The organism is Oceanobacter kriegii DSM 6294 (assembly GCF_000422845.1).
Taxonomy (GTDB): domain Bacteria; phylum Pseudomonadota; class Gammaproteobacteria; order Pseudomonadales; family Oceanobacteraceae; genus Oceanobacter; species Oceanobacter kriegii.
In genome coordinates this window covers 18097-37418 of sequence record NZ_KE383935.1, presented here as the reverse complement: position 1 = coordinate 37418, position 19322 = coordinate 18097, and the positions used below count along the sequence as shown (strand labels likewise).

The 19322-nt window shown below is 56.8% G+C and carries 18 protein-coding genes; 11 read left to right on the top strand and 7 right to left on the bottom strand.

Features of this window, described 5'->3' with window-relative positions:
- Positions 1-3: 3 nt before the first annotated feature.
- Complete coding sequence (locus G516_RS0119775; protein WP_084645272.1) at positions 4-816, bottom strand: helix-turn-helix domain-containing protein; 813 nt, start codon at positions 814-816, stop codon at positions 4-6.
- A 150-nt stretch (positions 817-966) separates the two neighbouring features.
- Between G516_RS0119775 and G516_RS0119770 the strand changes: the two genes are divergently transcribed.
- The 7 genes from G516_RS0119770 (at position 967) to G516_RS0119740 (ending at position 7232) form a co-directional block, all read left to right on the top strand.
- Positions 967-1563: an amino acid synthesis family protein gene (locus tag G516_RS0119770; RefSeq protein WP_028295112.1), complete on the top strand. Its 597-nt coding sequence runs from the start codon at positions 967-969 to the stop codon at positions 1561-1563.
- Between the two features lie 18 nt (positions 1564-1581).
- Positions 1582-2430 carry an alpha/beta fold hydrolase gene (locus tag G516_RS0119765; protein WP_028295111.1) on the top strand — a complete coding sequence of 283 codons (849 nt, stop codon included), beginning with the start codon at positions 1582-1584 and terminating at the stop codon, positions 2428-2430.
- On the top strand, positions 2427-3917 hold the full coding sequence (locus tag G516_RS0119760) for an aldehyde dehydrogenase (RefSeq protein WP_028295110.1): 1491 nt from the start codon (positions 2427-2429) through the stop codon (positions 3915-3917). The genes G516_RS0119765 and G516_RS0119760 overlap by 4 nt, the downstream gene beginning before the upstream one ends.
- A gap of 32 nt (positions 3918-3949) precedes the next feature.
- Positions 3950-4531, top strand: a complete 582-nt coding sequence (locus tag G516_RS0119755) for a flavin reductase family protein (protein WP_245582705.1) — start codon at positions 3950-3952, stop codon at positions 4529-4531.
- A complete protein-coding gene (locus G516_RS0119750; RefSeq protein WP_028295108.1) occupies positions 4531-5988 on the top strand; it encodes an NAD-dependent succinate-semialdehyde dehydrogenase in 1458 nt (485 codons plus the stop codon). The genes G516_RS0119755 and G516_RS0119750 overlap by 1 nt, the downstream gene beginning before the upstream one ends.
- A 16-nt stretch (positions 5989-6004) precedes the next feature.
- Positions 6005-6415 carry a carboxymuconolactone decarboxylase family protein gene (locus tag G516_RS0119745; RefSeq protein WP_084645271.1) on the top strand — a complete coding sequence of 137 codons (411 nt, stop codon included), beginning with the start codon at positions 6005-6007 and terminating at the stop codon, positions 6413-6415.
- Between the two features lie 85 nt (positions 6416-6500).
- Positions 6501-7232 carry a GntR family transcriptional regulator gene (locus G516_RS0119740; protein ID WP_245582704.1) on the top strand — a complete coding sequence of 244 codons (732 nt, stop codon included), beginning with the start codon at positions 6501-6503 and terminating at the stop codon, positions 7230-7232.
- A gap of 483 nt (positions 7233-7715) precedes the next feature.
- Here G516_RS0119740 and G516_RS0119735 read toward each other — a convergent pair whose 3' ends face one another.
- Positions 7716-8267 carry a cysteine hydrolase family protein gene (locus G516_RS0119735; protein WP_028295105.1) on the bottom strand — a complete coding sequence of 184 codons (552 nt, stop codon included), beginning with the start codon at positions 8265-8267 and terminating at the stop codon, positions 7716-7718.
- A 127-nt stretch (positions 8268-8394) separates the two neighbouring features.
- On the opposite strand from G516_RS0119735, the gene G516_RS0119730 reads away from it, so the two are divergent.
- Positions 8395-9408, top strand: a complete 1014-nt coding sequence (locus G516_RS0119730) for a GlxA family transcriptional regulator (protein ID WP_028295104.1) — start codon at positions 8395-8397, stop codon at positions 9406-9408.
- A gap of 343 nt (positions 9409-9751) precedes the next feature.
- Here the strand turns inward: G516_RS0119730 and ribBA are convergent, their stop codons facing one another.
- Positions 9752-10885, bottom strand: a complete 1134-nt coding sequence (gene ribBA, locus G516_RS0119725) for a bifunctional 3,4-dihydroxy-2-butanone-4-phosphate synthase/GTP cyclohydrolase II (protein WP_169449563.1) — start codon at positions 10883-10885, stop codon at positions 9752-9754.
- 58 nt (positions 10886-10943) lie between these two features.
- Between ribBA and G516_RS0119720 the strand changes: the two genes are divergently transcribed.
- Positions 10944-11234 carry a DUF1330 domain-containing protein gene (locus G516_RS0119720; protein ID WP_028295102.1) on the top strand — a complete coding sequence of 97 codons (291 nt, stop codon included), beginning with the start codon at positions 10944-10946 and terminating at the stop codon, positions 11232-11234.
- Between the two features lie 105 nt (positions 11235-11339).
- Here the strand turns inward: G516_RS0119720 and G516_RS23505 are convergent, their stop codons facing one another.
- The 3 genes from G516_RS23505 to G516_RS0119705 form a co-directional block, all read right to left on the bottom strand.
- Entirely contained in the window at positions 11340-12947 is a 1608-nt protein-coding gene (locus tag G516_RS23505) for a BCCT family transporter (RefSeq protein ID WP_245582703.1), read from the bottom strand.
- 571 nt (positions 12948-13518) lie between these two features.
- Complete coding sequence (locus G516_RS0119710) at positions 13519-14550, bottom strand: glycine betaine ABC transporter substrate-binding protein (RefSeq protein WP_051219649.1); 1032 nt, start codon at positions 14548-14550, stop codon at positions 13519-13521.
- Positions 14551-14785: 235 nt separating this feature from the next.
- On the bottom strand, positions 14786-15505 hold the full coding sequence (locus G516_RS0119705; protein WP_028295100.1) for a response regulator: 720 nt from the start codon (positions 15503-15505) through the stop codon (positions 14786-14788).
- Positions 15506-15909: 404 nt separating this feature from the next.
- On the opposite strand from G516_RS0119705, the gene G516_RS0119700 reads away from it, so the two are divergent.
- Complete coding sequence (locus tag G516_RS0119700) at positions 15910-16323, top strand: PKD domain-containing protein (protein ID WP_028295099.1); 414 nt, start codon at positions 15910-15912, stop codon at positions 16321-16323.
- Positions 16324-16370: 47 nt separating this feature from the next.
- Positions 16371-16991: a hypothetical protein gene (locus G516_RS0119695; RefSeq protein ID WP_028295098.1), complete on the top strand. Its 621-nt coding sequence runs from the start codon at positions 16371-16373 to the stop codon at positions 16989-16991.
- A gap of 77 nt (positions 16992-17068) precedes the next feature.
- Here G516_RS0119695 and G516_RS0119690 read toward each other — a convergent pair whose 3' ends face one another.
- Positions 17069-19300 carry a FepA family TonB-dependent siderophore receptor gene (locus G516_RS0119690; protein WP_036537634.1) on the bottom strand — a complete coding sequence of 744 codons (2232 nt, stop codon included), beginning with the start codon at positions 19298-19300 and terminating at the stop codon, positions 17069-17071.
- Between the last annotated feature and the right edge of the window lie 22 nt (positions 19301-19322).

Here is a 19322-nt window from a genome sequence, read left to right as displayed (position 1 = left end):
AATTTAAACAATCACCGGCGTGCGACCAGGGGCCACACCAAAGCGGGTTTTGTACACCTTGCAGAAATGCGACACCGAATTGAAACCCAACCGGTAAGCCACATCCGTGACGTTCTGACTGCTGTTTTGCAGGCAGTAACGGGCAAAATCCATCTTCATACGGGTAAAGTATTTGCCCGGCGTCATCTCAAAATGCTTCTGGAACAGGCGCTCCAGCTGGCGTACCGACAAACAGGCCTGGCGGGAAATCAGCTCGCGGTCGAGCGGCTGGTCAATGTCCCGACGCATCAGCGCCAATGCCCGCTGCACCCTGGAATCACAAGGCCCCAGCGCCACCGGCGCGACTTCCAGCTGGGCCACCAGCAAGTCTCCCTGCTCAACACTCAGATCGGACATAAACAGTCGGATCATGATTTCATCGAGCCGCGCCCGGCTGGCCATTTCATGAAACAGGTAATAGTCGCTGACCAACTGACCGGGCCCAACCCACAGCAGCGGCCGTTTGCCCCGCTGTTGCAACAGGCTGACCAGCTCAAAGTCGCGCTGGTAGTCATCCTGACCGCTTAATACCAGTAACAGGGACTCTTCATCCAAACTGCGGCTGAGAGTATCGGGGGCCATAATCAACATATCGTCGCTATCGCGCACCAAACCACCTTCCATTGAACAAAGTGTCCAATTAACCGGTGCATCGGATATTCCTTTACGTGCCGATAACCATTCCGTCACCCGCACCAGATCCGACAACCGAAAACCGGGTCTTAATACAACAATATAGTCACAGGCCGCGGTTCGGGATGTTACATAACGGGGCATATTACAGACCTCCAGCAGCGATAACGGGTATTTTGATATTGAAGATTATTTATTTTGTATTATGGTATACCAAAATACAGAGCGAAAGATAAGCTCCATCCGGGACACACCTTCGCACACCGTTCAACACTCAGCCTGCAGGAACGACTCATGGCCTTTGAAATTCGCAAGATCGTTACCACCATCGAAGAAACCTTTATTGAAGGCGGCAAAGCCACCGACACCCCGGTTACCATGGTTGGCGTCGCCGCCATCATCACCAACCCATGGGCAGGCCGTGGCTTTGTTGAAGACCTGAACCCGGAAATTCGTGACCACTGCTCCGAGCTGGGCGAGACCATTGTGGAATACATCGGTCGCTACATCGGCGGTCACGACCAGATCGAAGCCTATGGCAAAGCCGCTGTAGTAGGTGCCGAAGGCGAAATCGAACACGCCTCTGCAGTTATCCACACCCTGCGCTTTGGCAACCACTACCGCAACGCAGTGAACGCCAAGAGCTACCTGTCGTTCACCAACAAGCGTGGTGGCCCGGGCACTTCTATCCAGATCCCGATGATGCACAAGGACGACGAAGGCTTCCGTTCCCACTACGTGACGCTGGAAATGTCGATTGAAGATGCCCCACGGGCGAACGAAATCGTGGTATGTCTGGGCGCTTCTACTGGCGGCCGTCTGCACCCACGTATTGGCAACCGCTACCAGGATCTGAAAGAACTGGAAGCCGAAGCCCAGCTGGCGAAGTAATCAGGCAAGGCGATGACCATGACAAAACAAACCGGAACCACACCTGCAGGCACGGCCTGGTCGATGTGCGGTGAGGGCGAGGCACTGGTGCTGATTCACGGTGTTGGCCTGGACCAGAGCATCTGGGGCGGCCAATGCGAGGGACTGCAACGTCACTACAGCGTGATCACCTACGACATGCTCGGTCATGGTCGCAGCCCATTGCAGAGCGCCGACGCCACACTGGAAGACTATGCCGAACAGCTGTTCGAACTGCTGCAACACCTGAACATCAGCAAGGCCCATGTGGTCGGCTTTTCCATGGGCGGCCTGGTCGCCCGTGTATTTGCCCTGCGTTATCCACAAAAGCTGGCCCGACTGGTGATTCTGGGCAGTGTCTTCAACCGCTCGGATGCAGTGCGCAATGCCATTCTGGCGCGCACCGAAGAAGTTGCCCGCGACGGTGCCAACGCCAATTTGCAAACCGCTCTGGAACGCTGGTTCAGCCCGGAATACCGTGCTGCCAGCCCAGGCCAGATTGAACGCATTCGGGAACTGGTGCTGGGCAACAACCCCACCGGCTACCTGCGTGCCTATCGCCTGTTCGCTGGCGGCGATAACTACCTTGCCGATCAGGTTCAGAACATCAGCTGCCCAACGCTGGTGATGACCGGCGAACTCGACCCGGGCTCGACCCCGGCGATGGCGCAGGAACTGGCCGCCAAACTGCCAGACGGACGCTGCCTGGTGATGCCCGGCCAGCGCCATATGATGCCGATGGAATCCCCCCAGCGTGTGAACGATGCGCTACTGAGCTTCCTCAAAAGCCCGGCCAACAACAATAACAGCCAAACCCAATCCCACTTGTCGAAGGAGGCCAGCCTATGAGCCTGCAACGTTTCCAGATGTTTATACGTGGCGAAGTGTGTGACGCCACCAACGATGCACGCTACGACAGCATGGACCCCGCCACGGCCTCGGCCTGGGCAACCTTTCCCGACGCCAGCGCCGCCGACGTGGATATTGCCGTGAAAGCCGCCGAACAGGCGTTTTATGGCAAGGAATGGCGTAGCCTGACCGCTACTGCACGTGGCAAGTTGCTGCGTAAACTGGGCGACCTGATCAGTGAAAACACCGAACTGCTGGCGCAGCTGGAAAGCCAGGAGAACGGCAAACTGATTCGTGAAACCCGCGGTCAGGTGGGTTACCTGCCAGAATTTTTCTATTACATGGCTGGCTTGGCCGACAAGGTCGAAGGCGAAACCCTGCCAATCGACAAGCCCGACATGATGGCCTACACCATCCGCGAACCGATCGGCGTGGTGGCGGCCATTATTCCTTGGAACAGCCCGCTGTACCTGACCGCCATCAAGGTGGCGCCAGCACTGGCAGCAGGTAACACGGTGGTGATCAAGCCGTCGGAACACGCCTCCGCTTCCATCATTGAATTGGCTAAACTGGCCCAGCAAGCTGGCTTCCCGGCCGGTGTGCTGAACGTGGTGACCGGCTTTGGCCCAACCGCCGGATCGGCGCTGACCTCACACCCACTGGTGCGCCACATTGCCTTTACCGGCGGCTCAGCAACAGCCCGCCACGTAGTCCGTGCCAGCGCTGAAAACTTTGCTCACCTGTCACTGGAGCTGGGTGGCAAGTCGCCACAAATCGTATTCCCCGATGCCGACATCGACAGCGCCGTGAATGGCATTGTCGCCGGTGTCTTCGCCGCTTCTGGTCAGAGCTGTGTGGCCGGTTCGCGCTTGCTGATTCACGAATCTATCTATGAAGAAGTGGTGCAGAAGATTGCCGATCGCGCCGCTCGCATTCAGATCGGTAACCCGAAAGACGCCGCCACTGAAATGGGCCCAATGACCACCGAAGCCCAGCTCAATATTGCGGAAAAACTGGTGGCGACCGCGCTGGAAGAAGGTGCGACCTTGCGCCACGGCGGTCAACGCCCTGAGCTTGGCGATGCGAGCCTGACCGGCTGGTATTACCAGCCAACACTGCTGGAATGCCCCAAACCTTCCGACACCCTGATGCAGGAAGAAGTGTTTGGCCCTGTGGCAGCGGCGATTCCGTTCAAGACCGAAGAAGAAGCCCTGGCACTGGCCAACGACAGCCGTTTTGGTCTGGCTGCCGGCATCTGGACCCGCGATCTGGCCCGCGCCCATCGCCTTTGCCGCGATGTTCGCTCCGGCATCATCTGGGTGAATACCTATCGAGTGGTTTCCGCCATGGCGCCGATCGGCGGCTTTGGTGAGAGCGGTTATGGCCGCGAGTGCGGCATTGATGCCGTGCTGTCTTACACCGAAAAGAAAACCGTCTGGATCAACCTGTCAGACACCCCAATGGCCGACCCATTCGTGATGCGCTGAGCGCAGTAACGGCCCACACGAGGAGAACAATAATGAGCCAGGCTAATACTGAAACAACAGTTACCGAAACAACAGCGACACAAACAGCAGCGACCTCGGCAGAACAGCAGGAAGCCATGCAGGCGTTATACAAGCGCACGTTAGGCTCCTTCCCCACCGGCGTCACCGTGGTGATGGCCCACGACGAGGATGGCCAGGTGAACGGTCTTACCGCCAGTGCCTTTACCGCGCTGTCGATGGACCCGCCGCTGGTGCTGGTGTGCCCGCAGTACAACTCCGAAAGCTACCGTACCCTGACCAGTGCCAGCCATTTCAGCATCAACATTCTGGCCGACGGTCAGGCGACGGAAGCCTTTGCTTTTGCCAAAAAAGGCGACGCCAAGCGCGACGCCATTAGCGCACTGGACATCACCAGCGGTGCGTCTGGCGCGCCGGTACTGGCCGGTGCTGTAGCGACCATGGAATGCTCCCACTGGCACGAATACGAAGGTGGCGACCACGCCATCCTGATTGGCCGTATCGAACACATGCACTGCAACGACGAGCAAACCCCAATGGTGTATTGCCGTGGCGCGTTCAGTGCCCTGCACACGCCAGAAGAGGCGATGGCCTGATGACTACCCAACTGTTCCGACAGCAGGCATACCTCAACGGCGAATGGCGCGATGCCATTAATGGCGCCAGCGACCCTGTGTATAACCCGGCCACCGGCGAGCAACTGGGCACGGTGCCACGCATGGGCACCACCGAAACCCAGCAGGCCATCGAAGCCGCGGCTAACGCCCGTCATGACTGGGCCGCCCAAACAGCCCAGCAGCGCAGCAAGGTGCTGTACCGCTGGTACGAACTGATGGTCGCCCATGCCGACGAACTGGCGCGCATTCTGACGTTGGAACAGGGCAAACCGCTGGCCGAAGCCCATGGCGAAATTCTGTATGCCGCCAGTTTTCTGGAGTGGTTCGCTGAAGAAGCCAAGCGGGTGTATGGCGATGTGATCCCCAGTCCGAACCCGAACGCCCGCATTGTGGTGGTGCGTCAACCGGTTGGTGTGGTGGCAGCCATTACGCCGTGGAACTTCCCCGCCGCCATGATTACCCGCAAGTGCGGCCCGGCACTGGCAGCCGGCTGCAGCTTCGTCTGTAAACCTGCTCCCGACACCCCATTCACGGCCCTTGCGATGGCCGAACTGGCCCATCGCGCCGGTGTGCCTGCGGGTATTTTCAACGTCATCACAGGCGATGCAGTGGAAATTGGTAACGAACTGACCAGCAACCCGACGGTTGCCAAACTCAGCTTCACCGGCTCTACCCGCATCGGCAAATTGCTGCTGCGACAGTGTGCCGACACAGTGAAGAAGGTCTCACTGGAGCTGGGCGGCAATGCGCCGTTTATTGTCTTTGATGATGCCGATATCGACATCGCCATTGCAGCCGCCATGGTGTCGAAATTCCGCAACGCGGGCCAAACCTGCGTCTGCACCAACCGTTTTCTGGTACAGCGCGGCATTCACGATGCCTTTGTCGAACGCTTCCGCGCCGCCATTGCCGACCTCAAGGTAGGCAACGGTCTGGAACCGGGCACAGAACAAGGCCCGCTGATCAACGCCAACGCTGTCGCCACCGTCCAACGCCACGTACAGGATGCCCTGCAACACGGCGCTACACTGCTGCACGGCGGCGAGCCGCACCCGGCAGGTCAACACTTCTTCCAGCCGACACTGCTGAGCGGCATCACCACCGACATGGCCGTCGCCAACGAAGAAACCTTCGGACCGTTAGCCGCTGTGATGACCTTCGACACCGAAGCCGAAGCCATTGCGCTGGCAAACAACACTGATGCCGGGCTGGCCGCCTACCTGTTCACCCGCGACCTTGGCCGAGCCTGGCGCGTCGGCGAAGCGCTGGAATACGGCATGGTAGGCATCAACGAAGGACTGATTTCTACCGCCGTTGCACCATTTGGTGGTGTCAAAACGTCTGGCCTTGGCCGCGAGGGTTCACGCTATGGCATCGACGACTACACCGAAATCAAATACATGATGATGGGTGGGCTGAATGCCCGCCCAAGCTGACTCAATGGAGCCAAACATGACCGATAAATTTGATATTGGCCTGCAAACCCGCCGCGATGTACTGGGCGACGAATACGTCGACAACAGCATCAACAACAACCGCGACGAATTCGCCTGGCCGATGCAGGAACTGGTGACCGAATACTGCTGGGGCGATGTCTGGAACCGCGACGGCCTCAGCCGCCAGCAACGCAGCATGATCAATCTGGCCATGCTGACAGCACTGAATCGCCCCCATGAGATCAAGGTGCATGTGCGTGGCGCGATCAATAATGGCCTCAGCAAAGAAGAGATTCGGGAAATCTTTCTGCAAACTGCCATCTATTGCGGTGTGCCAGCAGCGATAGATAGCTTTAGAATAGCCAAAAGCGTCTTCGCCGAGATGGAAGCCGAAAACGGCACCAGCGACAGCAAACCCGTCGCCTGATGGCCCAGAACAACGGCCGCGAAACCGCACCATGATTACCTGAACAGCGTGCCACCAGCACCCGACTGAGATTTGGAACCACACTATGTTGCAACGACAAGCCAGGGAAGAACTGGGCAAGATTGAACGATCAGCCATGACACTGCGTGAAAAAGTCCTCGAGGCGCTGCGCGGTGCCATTATGAACTTCCAGTTCTTGCCCGGAGACCGTCTGGTTGAACGCGACCTGTGTGACCTGCTGGGCGTCAGCCGTACCTCGGTACGCGAAGCCCTGCGTCATCTGGAATCTGAAGGTCTGGTGGAATACCTCGATGGCAAAGGCCCGCGGGTAGCTGTGATTACCATGGAGCAGGCCCGTGAAATCTACGAGCTGCGCTGTTCACTGGAAAGCCTGATCGTCGAGCTGTTCACCGTACGGGCGTCCGATGAGCAAATGCTCGACCTCGAATACGCCCTCAAGAAATTGCACAGCCGTTTGAACAGTGCCGATATCAGCGCCATCATCAGCGCGGTCAGCGACTTCTACGACGTACTGTTCACCGGCTGTGGCAACAGCACCGCCTGCAACCTGCTGCGCCAGCTGCAAGCTCGCATCAGCTTCCTGCGTGCCACCTCGGTATCCCATAACGACCGTTACAAAGACAGCGGTGCCGAAATGAGCGCCATCTTCGACGCCATCCAGGCCCGCGACCCGAAAGCCGCCCACCGCGCCTGCGTTGAACACGTTCAGAAAGCCGCCGCCGTAGCATTAACCGTGATGGCCGAACAAAGCGACATCGACCCCGCCAGCATCGCGCCGATTTACGCCGGCGAATAAGGTTTCAGATACCGGTGCGCAATGCGCACCGTGCGTCTATCTGTAGGAGCGGTTTTAACCGCGAAGTCCATTCAGGAACGCGAAGCTCATTCGGGAATAAATTCCCTCCTACAGCAGTGCGGTACGTACGAGCTGGCTTGCCTGCGGATCAGGTGCGCCGTGCGAATCCCGAAATTACCTGCAGGAGCGGTTTTAACCGCAAACCCGTTCGGGAATAAATTCCCTCCTACGGCAGTGCGGTACGTACGAGCTGGCTTGCCTGCGATAACGGTGGGCACGAGTGCCCACCCTATAACCATGACGAACATATTCAGCCAACATAGGATGGTGCGCTTGCGCCCATCTGGCTTGCCTGCGGATCAGGTGCGCCGTGCGAATCCCGAAATTACCTGCAGGAGCGGTTTTAACCGCGAGCCTGTTCGGGAATAAATTCCCTCCTACAGCAGTATGTTTCACATCCAGGGATTACCTGCTGATGGCGGTTCAACCTGCTATGAATGCTTCTGTCGTGGTCACCGTGCCATACAGAAACGCCAGCGCACTCATAAACGCAGCATGCACGTGTTCAGAGGGTACTGTGACGCCATTGAATTCAAGGTCGAGGGTGGCACAGGCATCATGAACCACCGTGGTGGTGTAGCCGAAGTCGACGGCGGCGCGACTGGTGGCGTCGATGCACATATGGCTCATGGAGCCGATAACCACCACATCGGTAATTCCGAGCAGATCCAGCTTCTCTTTCAAGGCCGTTTCACGGAACGAGTTCGGGTAGTTCTTGGTAATCACCAACTCCCCTGCTAACGGCGCAACCGCCGGATGAATGTCTACCGCTTCCGTGCCCGCGGCAAAAAATGGCGCATTCGGGTCCGGGAATTCATGGCGTACATGGATGACGGGCTCCCCCAGACTACGAGCATGGGCAATCACTTTGGCAGCGTTGGCGGCGGCCTCTTCAACCCCGTTCAACGGCAGCTTGCCAGCCGGTGGGAAATACTCATTCTGGATGTCGACAACAACAATCGCGCGCTTGGTCATACTTCTGTGTCCTGATTCAAGGAAAGAGCTCGGGTGCCCAGTGGCCCCAAGGTGTTTTGACATCATCGCGGTATGAGCAGATTCTGACAGATGTCTTTATCGACATAATCAGGGGCTATTACGACACATGAGCAACTGCCGCGCCTATGAGGTGGGTCTGATACTGTATTCCGGTGCACAAATGTCTGCGGTGCTGGGGTTAACAGACCTGTTTGAACTGGCCAACCGCTACGCCAGAACCACGACTCTGAATACGGCCAATGGCAACACGGCACAGAGCGACGTTGTTATTCGTGTGAGCCATTGGCAACCATCCGCGGAGGGAGTCATCGAACGCTGTTTCGACACTGGCACCCAACCGACAGACATACCCGACGTGCTGATTCTGCCGCCCTGTTTGGGAGAACCACCGGACTGCGATGTCGGGGCTACTTACACGGGGTGGCTGCAACAGCTTCACCAGGCCGGAACGACACTGGCTTCTATTTGTGCGGGTTCTTTTATTCTGGCCGAGTCCGGCTTGCTAGAGGGGCGCAAGGCGACCACCCATTGGGTTTACGAAGAACAATTCCAGCGCCGCTTTCCGCAAGTGAAACTCGACATCAATCAGCTGATTATTGATGACGGCGATGTTCTGACCGCAGGTGGCGCAATGGCCTGGACGGATCTGGGGCTGAAGCTGGTGGACCGCTTCATGGGCTCAGCGGCCATGATTCACACCGCTCGTATTCTGCTGATCGATCCTCCCGGAAGGGAGCAGCGTTACTACAGTGTGTTTTCCCCCAAACTCATGCACGGCGATGCGGCCATCCTGAAACTGCAGCACTGGCTGCAACAAAACGAAGGGAAGGAAACGGAACTGGCCAATATGGCGAGCGTTGCCGGATTGCATGAGCGCACACTGCAGCGACGCTTTCAGAAGGCCACCGGCATGACCCTGTCGGATTATTGCCAGCGCCTGAGAGTTGGTCGCGCCCAGGAGTTGCTGCGCTTCAGCCGTCAGTCAGTAGAAAGCATTGCCTGGGAGGTGGGGTATCAGGACCCGGGATTCTTTCGCAAGGTGTTCGTGCGGATTGTCGGCTTGTCGCCGGGAGAGTACCGGCGCCGTTTTGGTGGTACTGGCCCACCCGGGCCGGTATGAGTACCGCAGAAAAGTGCGTAGGCCATTACCGTATGACTGGAATCATTAACAGCAACACTCTGCAGTTTGTAGTGAGCATCCGGCGAGGTGGTCATCAGCTCCGGCATATGATCGCTGTAGCCACCCACATCCTTGTAGGCGGCCAGTGAGATCGCGCCGAGTTACGCCGGCGAATAAGGTTTCAGTAATCGGTGCATACCCTGTGACTCTCTGTAGGAGCAGTTTTAACCGCGAAGCTCATTCAGGAACGCGAAGCCCATTCGGGAATAAATTCCCTCCTACAGATGTAGGGTGCGCACTGCGCACCGAACATGTGATCAAACGATCATTCACGCAACGCGGCTTACCCAGCCACTTTGCCGCTGATCATAGACTCATCAAACGGCACGCTGTCGACCAGTTCCAGGTCGTAACCTTCCAGCCCGACAAAGCGCCAGTTAGCGCCCAGATGACGAATTTTGCCCGCGCCCAGATCGCGTAAAATCTGCGCGCCGGTGCCGACGTCACTGAATACCTTGTGCGAGGTGCTTGGTTTGGGTTGGGTCAGCTGCGGAGCACGTTGCAGCAGCGCACTGGCGGAGTCTTCACGGTCCAGCAGTACCACAATGCCCTTGCCTTCGGTGGCGACGGCTTCCAGCGCCGACCACAAACTCCAGTTAGAGGGGCCGGTGTAATTAGCGCCAATCAGGTCACGCAGTGGGTCGATGGCATGTACCCGTGCCAGCACAGGTTCATCCGGCTGGATATCCCCCATCACCAATGCAATATGCGCGGCGCTGCTGAGTTTGTCTTCGTAGGTCACCATGGTGAATTCACCGTGCATGGTGGCCAGCTGCTGCTCGCCAACGCGGGTGATGGTGGATTCATTTTCCATGCGGTACTGGATCAGGTCGGCGATGGTGCCGATCTTCAAATCATGCTCGGCGGAAAACGCCAGCAAATCATCGCGGCGGGCCATGGTGCCGTCGGCGTTCATGATTTCAACAATCACACTGGCAGGTTCAAACCCGGCCAATTCGGCCAGATCACAGCCCGCTTCGGTGTGGCCGGCGCGATTCAGTACGCCACCCTGACGGGCGCGCAATGGGAAGATATGGCCAGGCTGCACCAGGTCGGTTGGCCTGGCATCCGCGGCTACCGCAGCCTGAACTGTACGGGCACGATCCGCCGCCGAAATGCCGGTTGTAACGCCTTCGGCGGCCTCGATGGAGACGGTAAAGGCAGTGCCATAGGTGCAACCGTTTTGCGGCACCATGGCGTGCAAACCCAGCTGCTCGCAGCGCTGTTCGCTGAGGGTCAGACAAATCAGCCCACGCGCATGCAATGCCATAAAGTTAATGGCTTCCGGGGTAACGGCTTCCGCCGCCAGAATCAGATCGCCTTCATTTTCACGATCTTCGTCATCCATCAGGATGACCATTTTACCTGCCTGAATGTCGGCAATGATTTCCGGGATGCTATTCATTTTACTGCCCATCACCTTCTCCTCGTGTGATTTTGTATTATGGTATACCAATAACCTTTTGGAGAATACGATGAAAGCCTACTGGATAGCATTTGTTGATATTGACGAGCCGGAACAGTACGCCCGTTACATGGAACAATCCCCGGCGGCACTGCAAAAGTACGGTGCCCGCATCCTTGCCCGAGGCCGGGAAATCACCTGCCTGGAAGGCTTCGACCGCACCCCCGACCGGGCCGTGGTGTTTGAATTCGACAGCTACGACCAGGCGATGGCCTGCTACCACTCGGACGAATACCAACAAGCCCGCCAACACCGCCTTGAAGTCGCCAACGCCCGAATTCTGATTTTGAAGGGCATGTGATTTCCTGACTGACGGACATAAAAAATGGCGCTACGTAAACCGCAGCGCCATTTTGAGGTGGCCCATCAGTTCAATGAACCAACGAGCCGGTGTGGGCAATCAGGATCAAGCTTTGGCTTCTACCGCCGCCGCTTCTGCAGCCGTTTTTAACGCCTCCGGATTCGCAAGGTCATCCTTGCCATAGAACACACCATCGCGTTCATCGCGGAAGCCTTTCACCAGCGCCACACACATCAGCAGCAACACCGCCGAGAAAGGCAAGGCCGCCGCAATGGTGGCCGACTGCAAGGCTTTCAAACCACCGGCCAGCAACAGTACCGCCGCAACCGCACCCAGCAATACACCCCATACCGCACGCAGGCTCAGTGGTGGCTCTTTGGCACCCATCGACAGGATGGTACAGATCACCAGAGTGCCGGAGTCGGCAGAGGTCACAAACCAGGTCACGATCATCAGTGTGGCCAGCAGCGCCATCGGCCAGGTCAGAGCTTCAACACCAATGGCTTCAATGGTGTGGTACAGCGCCATGGTCATGTTGTTGTTCACTGCGTCAACAATGCCACCGGCACCGTACAGTTCGATGTTCAGCGCGGTACCGCCAAAGGCGATGATCCACAGGAAGCCACCCAGAGGTGGGATGATCAGTGCCGACAACAGGAACTCACGGATGGTGCGGCCACGGGAAATACGGGCGATAAACAGACCAACCAGCGGGCCCCAGGACAACCACCAGCCCCAGTAGAAAATGGTCCACCAGCCCTGCCACTGACCTTTCGGGTCCGGATCGGTCCAGAAGCCCATTGGAATCATGTTCCACAAGTAGTCGCCGATGCTGGTCGGCACCAGACCCAACAGGTAGACGGTTGGGCCGGCAATCACAAAGAAGCCGATCAGAATAAGGCTCAGGCGAATGTTCCACACACTCAGAAGACGGATGCCGCGTTGCAAACCACTCATGGTGGACAGTGTGGCAATCACGGTAATACCGGCAATCAGCAGAATCTGGGTGGTTTTCGAGACTTCGATACCAAACAGGTAGTTCAAGCCCGCATTCATTTGCGAAACGCCCAGACCCAGTGCCGTGGCGGTACCGAACAAGGTGCTGAAAATCGCCAGCAGATCGACCGCATGACCGGCCGGGCCGTAGATTTTGTCACCCAGAATCGGATACAGAGCCGAGCGAATGGTCATCGGCAAACCGCGACGACAGGCAAAGTAGGCAATCATCAAACCAACGATGATGTAGATAGCCCAGCCATGCAGGCCCCAGTGGAACAGGGTAATGCGCAGGGCGACTTGAGCCGCTTCCGGAGTACCGGCGGCGATGCCCGCCATTTCAATAAAGGGGTTGCCCTGGAAGTGGTAGATCGGCTCGGCGATGCTCCAGAACAGAATGCCAACGCCAATGGCGCAGCTGAACAGCATGGAGAACCAGGTGAAGAAACCGAACTCCGGTTTTTCATCGTCGGCGCCCAGCTTGATGTTGCCGTAGCGGCTGAACGCCACCCAGATAGAGAAGAACAGCACCACACTCACCACGGTCACGTAGTACCAGTTCAGTGTGGTTTGAATCCAGCTTTTGACGTCGCTGTAGATCCCGTTGGCAAAATCCACGTTGAGAACGGTAAAGAGTACAAATGCCAGAATCATGGCTTTTGCAGCAATACTCATACCCTTGTGAATGCCAGCGAACATCCCGTTGCTAACTAACATGTTTTTGGGTTGCATCGATCCGTGCTCCCTTTTTATACCGACTGAGCGGCTGTTTGTTTTTTGCATCAGGAACGGCCACCGTAGCGGAGCAGCTGCTCTGAAACTCGTGTTAGCGATGTTGTGTATTATGGTATACCACTCAAAATTTCAGCGACCAACAGGCATTGATCGCTTTGTCATGCGGGTGACCCGTTTGGGTACAATCGTTCAAAACGTCAGCAATTGAACAAGCGCACAAAGAAAGGCAAAAGCGGACAAAACGTCATCGAGTGACGCTGGCAGGGAAAAACCGGGCGGCAGAATTGCCTAGTGTGCAGGTAGCGATGTTGTTGATCTTTTTCAGCACACTGTTTTTGCGACAGTGTGCACCCTTCCCAAGCACAGGCTGTGTCTTGAAGGATTCAGCCTGTGTTTCATGTGTGCCACGTGTTCTGGCGGCTTGATTTCCAGAGGCCTGATTGCTGACAGCCTGACTTATGTCTGGTGATATTGCGGATGCAGTCTGGTGATACTGGCGATGGGCACGAGTGCCCATCCTATGCAGTACGAGATTGATGCTGCAAATGATCTGCTAATCGTCTTGCAGTCGTCCCCAGCCCACTTTCAGGGATGCGGTCAGTTTCGGCACATCAATTGCGCCACCGTCGGCGGTGGTCACGCCGCTGAGCCATTGTTGGATTTGCCCCGGATTGTCGTGCATCCAGATGCGCACCGCGCGTTGCAGCGGCACAAACTCGTTGCTGACCTGATCCATGATGGTTTCTTCCACCGATGCATCAAATTGCAAATTGCGCATCAAGCGGGCGACGTTCTGGCAGCGCTGGTCGAACTCCGGTCGCATATTGGTGGAAACCGACGCCTTGCCCTGTTGCGGGCCAAAGTAATCGTCGCCACCGCCCAAATAGCGAATATCGAAATTCTGATTCATCGGGTGTGGTGACCAGCCCAGAATCACCACCCACTCACCTTTTTTAATTCGTCCCTTCAGCTGGGCCAGCATGATGCGTTCAGAGGTTTCGATCAGCTTGAAGTCGCCCAGCCCAAAGGCATCCTTGTTGATCATGTCGTGGATTTTCTGATGGGCACTGCTGCCCGCTTCGGCACCGTAAATACGGCCTTCGAATTTGTCCTTGTTACGGGCCAGGTCGGCGAGGGTGTGAATGCCTTGATCGTAAACATAGGCAGGCACCGCCAGGGTCATGCGGGCCTGATCCATATTGGTGGCCACCGGTGCAAAGTCACCTTCCTGAATATAGGGCGCCGCCATGCTTTGCTGCGATGGCTGCCAATAGCCCATGAACACATCCAGCTCATCTTGCGACATGGCCTGATAGACGTCGCCAAGGCTGGCAAGGTCTTTCACCTGGGACTGATAGCCGATTCGGTCGAGCAGAATATCGGCAATGGCCGTGACCACTTGCAAGTCGGTCCAGGCCACTTGCCCCAGCCGTACATCGCGGCATTGGCCACTACTGTCTGGTTCAAGGTTGCTGGCTGGTGCGAGCGTTGTCGCTTGAACAGAGGAGGTTCCAACCAAAGGCGTGAGTGCCAAGGTCAGCATCGACGCCTTCAGCATCGAAAAATAGAGAGAGGAATAGCGCATGAAGAGTACCTGTCAGAGTCGAAAAACCCTGCAGCATGCGGTCGTCACTGACCCATTCCGTCCCTGTTCTTTGTTTGCTATCGAGCGTTAGCCGGATCTGGGCTGCAGGCGGTTATGAGCATCATCTACCGCCAGTGGAGGGAAGCTGGTGCCACTAGCGTCAGCCTGTGACGCTGGCGCATGCACTGCATCGATTGACCCGAATGGCGGCTTGCCCTGCGTCTGTAACGGCCATTCAGTAGCTACGAACTTCGGCCACCAGCTTGTAGCCGGAACCCCACTCGGTTTTGATCAGTCTCGGATTGGCCGGGTCGGCTTCCATCTTGCGCCGTAAACGACTGATGGTGTTATCTATCCCCCGTTCGAATGGCAGGCTGTCGCGGCCGCGAACCAGATTCATCAGCTGGGCGCGACTGAGCGCCTGGTTGGGAAACGCCAATAACACTTCCAGCAAGCGTGCTTCGCCGGTCGATAACTTCACCAGCTGTTCCTTGCGCCGGTGACTCAACTCGCCGTGGCGAACATCCAGCTGCCAATCGTCAAACTCATAGCGGTTGGCCAGTGGCGCCACGCCCGCCGGCTCTATCCCCCGTCGCAATACCGCACGAATACGCGCCAGCATTTCACGAGGATGAAAGGGTTTGGCAACGTAGTCATCGGCGCCCATTTCAAGACCAATGATACGGTCCATTTCAGTGGCCATCGCCGACACAATAATCACCGGCAGCTGACGACTGGAACACAGGTGACGGCATACCCCCATCCCGTCCTCTCCAGCCAGCATCACGTCCATCACCACCAGATCCGTTTGATGCTGATCCAACAGTTGTCGCGCTTGTTCGGCGGTGGCGGCCAACAGGATATCGAAGCCGTTAATCACCAGCTGGTCTGCCAGCAGATCCCGGGTGGCTTCGTCGTTATCCAGTACCAGTATGCGTGTTGCTGAAGTCGCCATTGAAACTCTCCACTCGCCGGCCTAAATGTCGCAATTTGTCGCAAGAATGCCACAAATGGCCACACTTTGCGCGTGGGTTGTCGCAAGAGCAGTCATTACTCTAAGGGGACATCTATTTAATCCTGCACGGCTCTGCGCGAGTGTTGCCGTTGTTCAGTGCAAGGCGACGAATGCAGCGGAATGACGAGTCCTTTCCAAGTTCGTCAACACAGCAATGGACAGCGGCAACCCGCGCCCTGCGGGGGCTGCCGGATGATCTCGACTCTTTGTCGCCGACTTTTGACTTGACCCGTCAGGCCTGCAAGTCGGCTTCGTGATTCGAAACCATCCGGTAGTCCAGAGCGAGCACCGGATTAGATAGATGTCCCCTATTACCTGTGGGCTAATTCAGAAGAGGCTGCTTCATGCATAAGGTGTTTTGCGCGCTGCTGTTAACAACGTCAGCCAGTCAGGCAGCCGAACCCGAAAGCCGGCAAGCAGCGCTGATTAAGCCCATCGGGACTGTTTTCACGGAAGATCATGGACGCAAGGGGCGTCGTGCAATCACGGTGGATGCCGGTTACGACAAGGTGGTTGTTACCGGCACTACCGTGATTCTCAGCGGCACCAGCAATGCTGGTTCCTTGTATTGGCATCAGGTTGGTGGGGCGACGGTGACGCTGCTGCAGTTCAGTGGCCAGGTACGGTTTGTCGCGCCCGCAAACAACCAGACGATTGTGTTTGAGTTAACTGCCACGGATGGCGGTAACACCGGTTCCGACCAGGTTGCGATTACCGTTCGCCAGCCCACCGAACCGCAAACGCTCAATCCCGCCTGACCCTGTGACTCTTCCATCACCTGATTTATCGCTGAAGAGTTTGCCGTATGTCACATCCATTCACTATATGGGCACTGGTTGGTTTCTTTCGCAGCTTGCCGTTTCTGTTGGCCACCTTGTTGTGGTTGCTGCCGGGCATCGTGATGGCTGATGCCAGAATAGAGATCGCTGACCTCAGAGGGCCCGACCAACGCTTGAACGTTCTGGTCAACGGCCGCACGGTAACCGTTACCACCACCCTTGATCATGTGCAGTTACGCCATTTCGACGACGACCAGAACGGCCGTTTGAGCAAAGCGGAATTCGAGCAGCACATTGAAGACATCAACGATTATCTGGATTTTCATTTACGGCTGATCTCGCGTTTTGGCCAGCATGTCAAAAGCCATTTTCGGGACCTTGCGGTGGCCGGTTTCGAACAGCTAACCCCCAACGACGATATCAGTCGGGTGCTGCTTTTGCGCCGCTATCAGCTCGATCCCGGCGATGCTCCGCGGGCCTTGATCGTTGCTCTGTTCCCTGGCGGTTTGGGAGATTTGGCCTACCGGGTGCGAAATAACCACGAGTCGTTCAAAGGGGTATTACACAAACAGGATGCTCGCATCATTGCCCTGCAGTCGTCGTTGATGCACCACGCCCCACCCGGCCATCGCCGCGACCGTCTTTGATTTCGGGTTGGCCAACAGGCATAAAAAAGGCCACCCGATTGGGTGGCCAATTCATCATGAAAACATCCGAACAGGGATCAGAACTTCTTGGTGAAGCCCACCAGGAAGCTGCGGCCCGGTTCGTTGTAGGTGTTGGCACCGGCGTTCAGGGAAGTACCTTCACGCTTGATCTCGGTCTTGAACAGGTTCTTGATGGAGAACGTCACGTCCAGATCGTTTGGAGCCATCCAGGTCGCTGCCAGGTTGGTAATGGTGTACGGCATGCGGTCGTCCTGATTCGCCACTTCGCCACCACCAGTGGTGTAGGTCGGGCTTGGCGTACGGCCGTAGTGAACCGCGCTCAGGGTGGACTCAATGCTGTCGGTCAACTGCGCAGTGATGCTGGAGTTGATGGTGTAGTCCGGTACCAGAGACAGCGGCTCGCCGTTGCTCTTGTTCTCGGAGTTCAGCATCACAGTGGCGTTCAGGCTGAAGTCAACAGTGTCACCGAATGGCACCAACAGGTTACCTTCCATACCTTCGATCACGGCTTCCGGGATGTTGCCCCATACGAAGACCTGGGTGTAATCCATCACGCCGTCGTCGCCTTCGCCGATATCAACAGACCACAGCGGTGCTTCACCTTCCGTGCTTACCTTGTTCTTGTAGTCGTTGTGGAAGTAGGTCAGACCCACGTTAAAACCGGACGCCGCCAGGTAGTTGAAACCAATTTCCTTGTTGATGGAGGTTTCGTTTTCCAGATCCGGGTTACCCAGAATGGAACAACCGCCACCGCCGCTTGGGTAATCGGTAGGACAACCACGACCACGGGTGGTGTATACGTAGTTCGGGTTCAACTGGTACAGGTTAGGGGCTTTGAACGCCTTGGACACACCGGCCTGGAAGGTCAGCTCGTCGGTAGCAGCAAACGCCAGGTTCAAGCTTGGAGACCAGTTGTTACCTGTTACGTCGTGGTGGTCAAAACGCAGACCCAGAGTTGCGGTCAGCATGCTGCCCAGCTGCAGGTTGTCTTCCAGGTACACGCCCAGCAGAGTGGCTTCGGTGGCTGGATCACGCTCGGAAGCATCCAGAGTCGTGCCATCCAGATCGGTGCCTTCAGGAACGTTAATGCCGTTCTGGTTGTTAACACCATCGTTGAGGGTTTCGTAACGGGCTTCAGCACCCAGGGTCAGGGTGTGAGTATCAAACGCCAGGTCCCACTCGGATTTGGCGCTGATGTTGTTCATCGCCACCGTGGTCCACTCGTCACTGTTGATCAGGCCTTCGCCGCCCCCAGCATTACCTTCACCCAGACGGGTATTAACAGTACGCTCGAACTGGATGTAGCTGAAGGTTTTACCGAAGTCGTAGCTGCCATGGTGAGTCACACCGGCGGTGGCGCGCTGCATCTTGTTGGTAGTACCACCAATGTTATTGATGGTGTAGTCGTTGCGCTCAACACCCTGGAAGGAGTTATCGCCAGCGTAAATGTTGTTCTGCTTGCTGACGCCGACTTCCACATCCCAGTTGTTGCGCTCGTCCTGCTGGTAGCTCAGGGTGGAGTTGATGTCGATGTTTCTCACACCTTCGCGACCGGCGGCGATGCTGCTGCCTTCGACGGTATCTTCGGCGTTGACGTACTGATCGTCACCGTCGGTCTTGTTGTAGTTCATGTAGGTGCGCAGGGAGGCTTTCTCACTGACCGGGCCAGCCACCAGCACGTTGAAACGACGGGAACCGCCTTCCAGTTTGTTTTGCGGACGCTCCAGCTGGGCAGAAATCTGCGCCATGGATTCGCTTGGTTTCTTGGTGATGATGTTCACCACACCACCGGATGCACCGGAACCGTAACGGGCCGCTGCCGGACCACGGATCACTTCGATGCTTTCGATCATTTCAACCGGCACCCAGTTACTGTCGCCACGGGTGTTACGCTCGCCGGAACGACCCATTTTGACGGAGTTACGGGACATAACCGGCTTGCCGTCGATCAGGATCAGAGTGTTTTCCGGGCCCATGCCACGAATATCAATCTGACGGTTGTTACCGTACTGACCGGTGCTGGAGTTACCGGTCAGGTTAACGCCCGGCATGGTACGAACGATTTCTGAAATATCGTTGGAAACAGGACGACGACGCAGCTCTTCTTCGGTCACTACCGACACACCCTGTGCTTGCTTCAGCTTCTCGGAAGCCGCTTCCACTTTCAGGGTATCCAGCATGATCGGATCTTCAAATCCGTCATCTGCTGCATGTGCATTGATTGCCGTGATTGCGGCGGCCAGGGGAAGCAGTGTTGCAAACACTACAGAACTGCGAGAGCGTGCCATCCAGGACTCCTTTTGAAGTGCT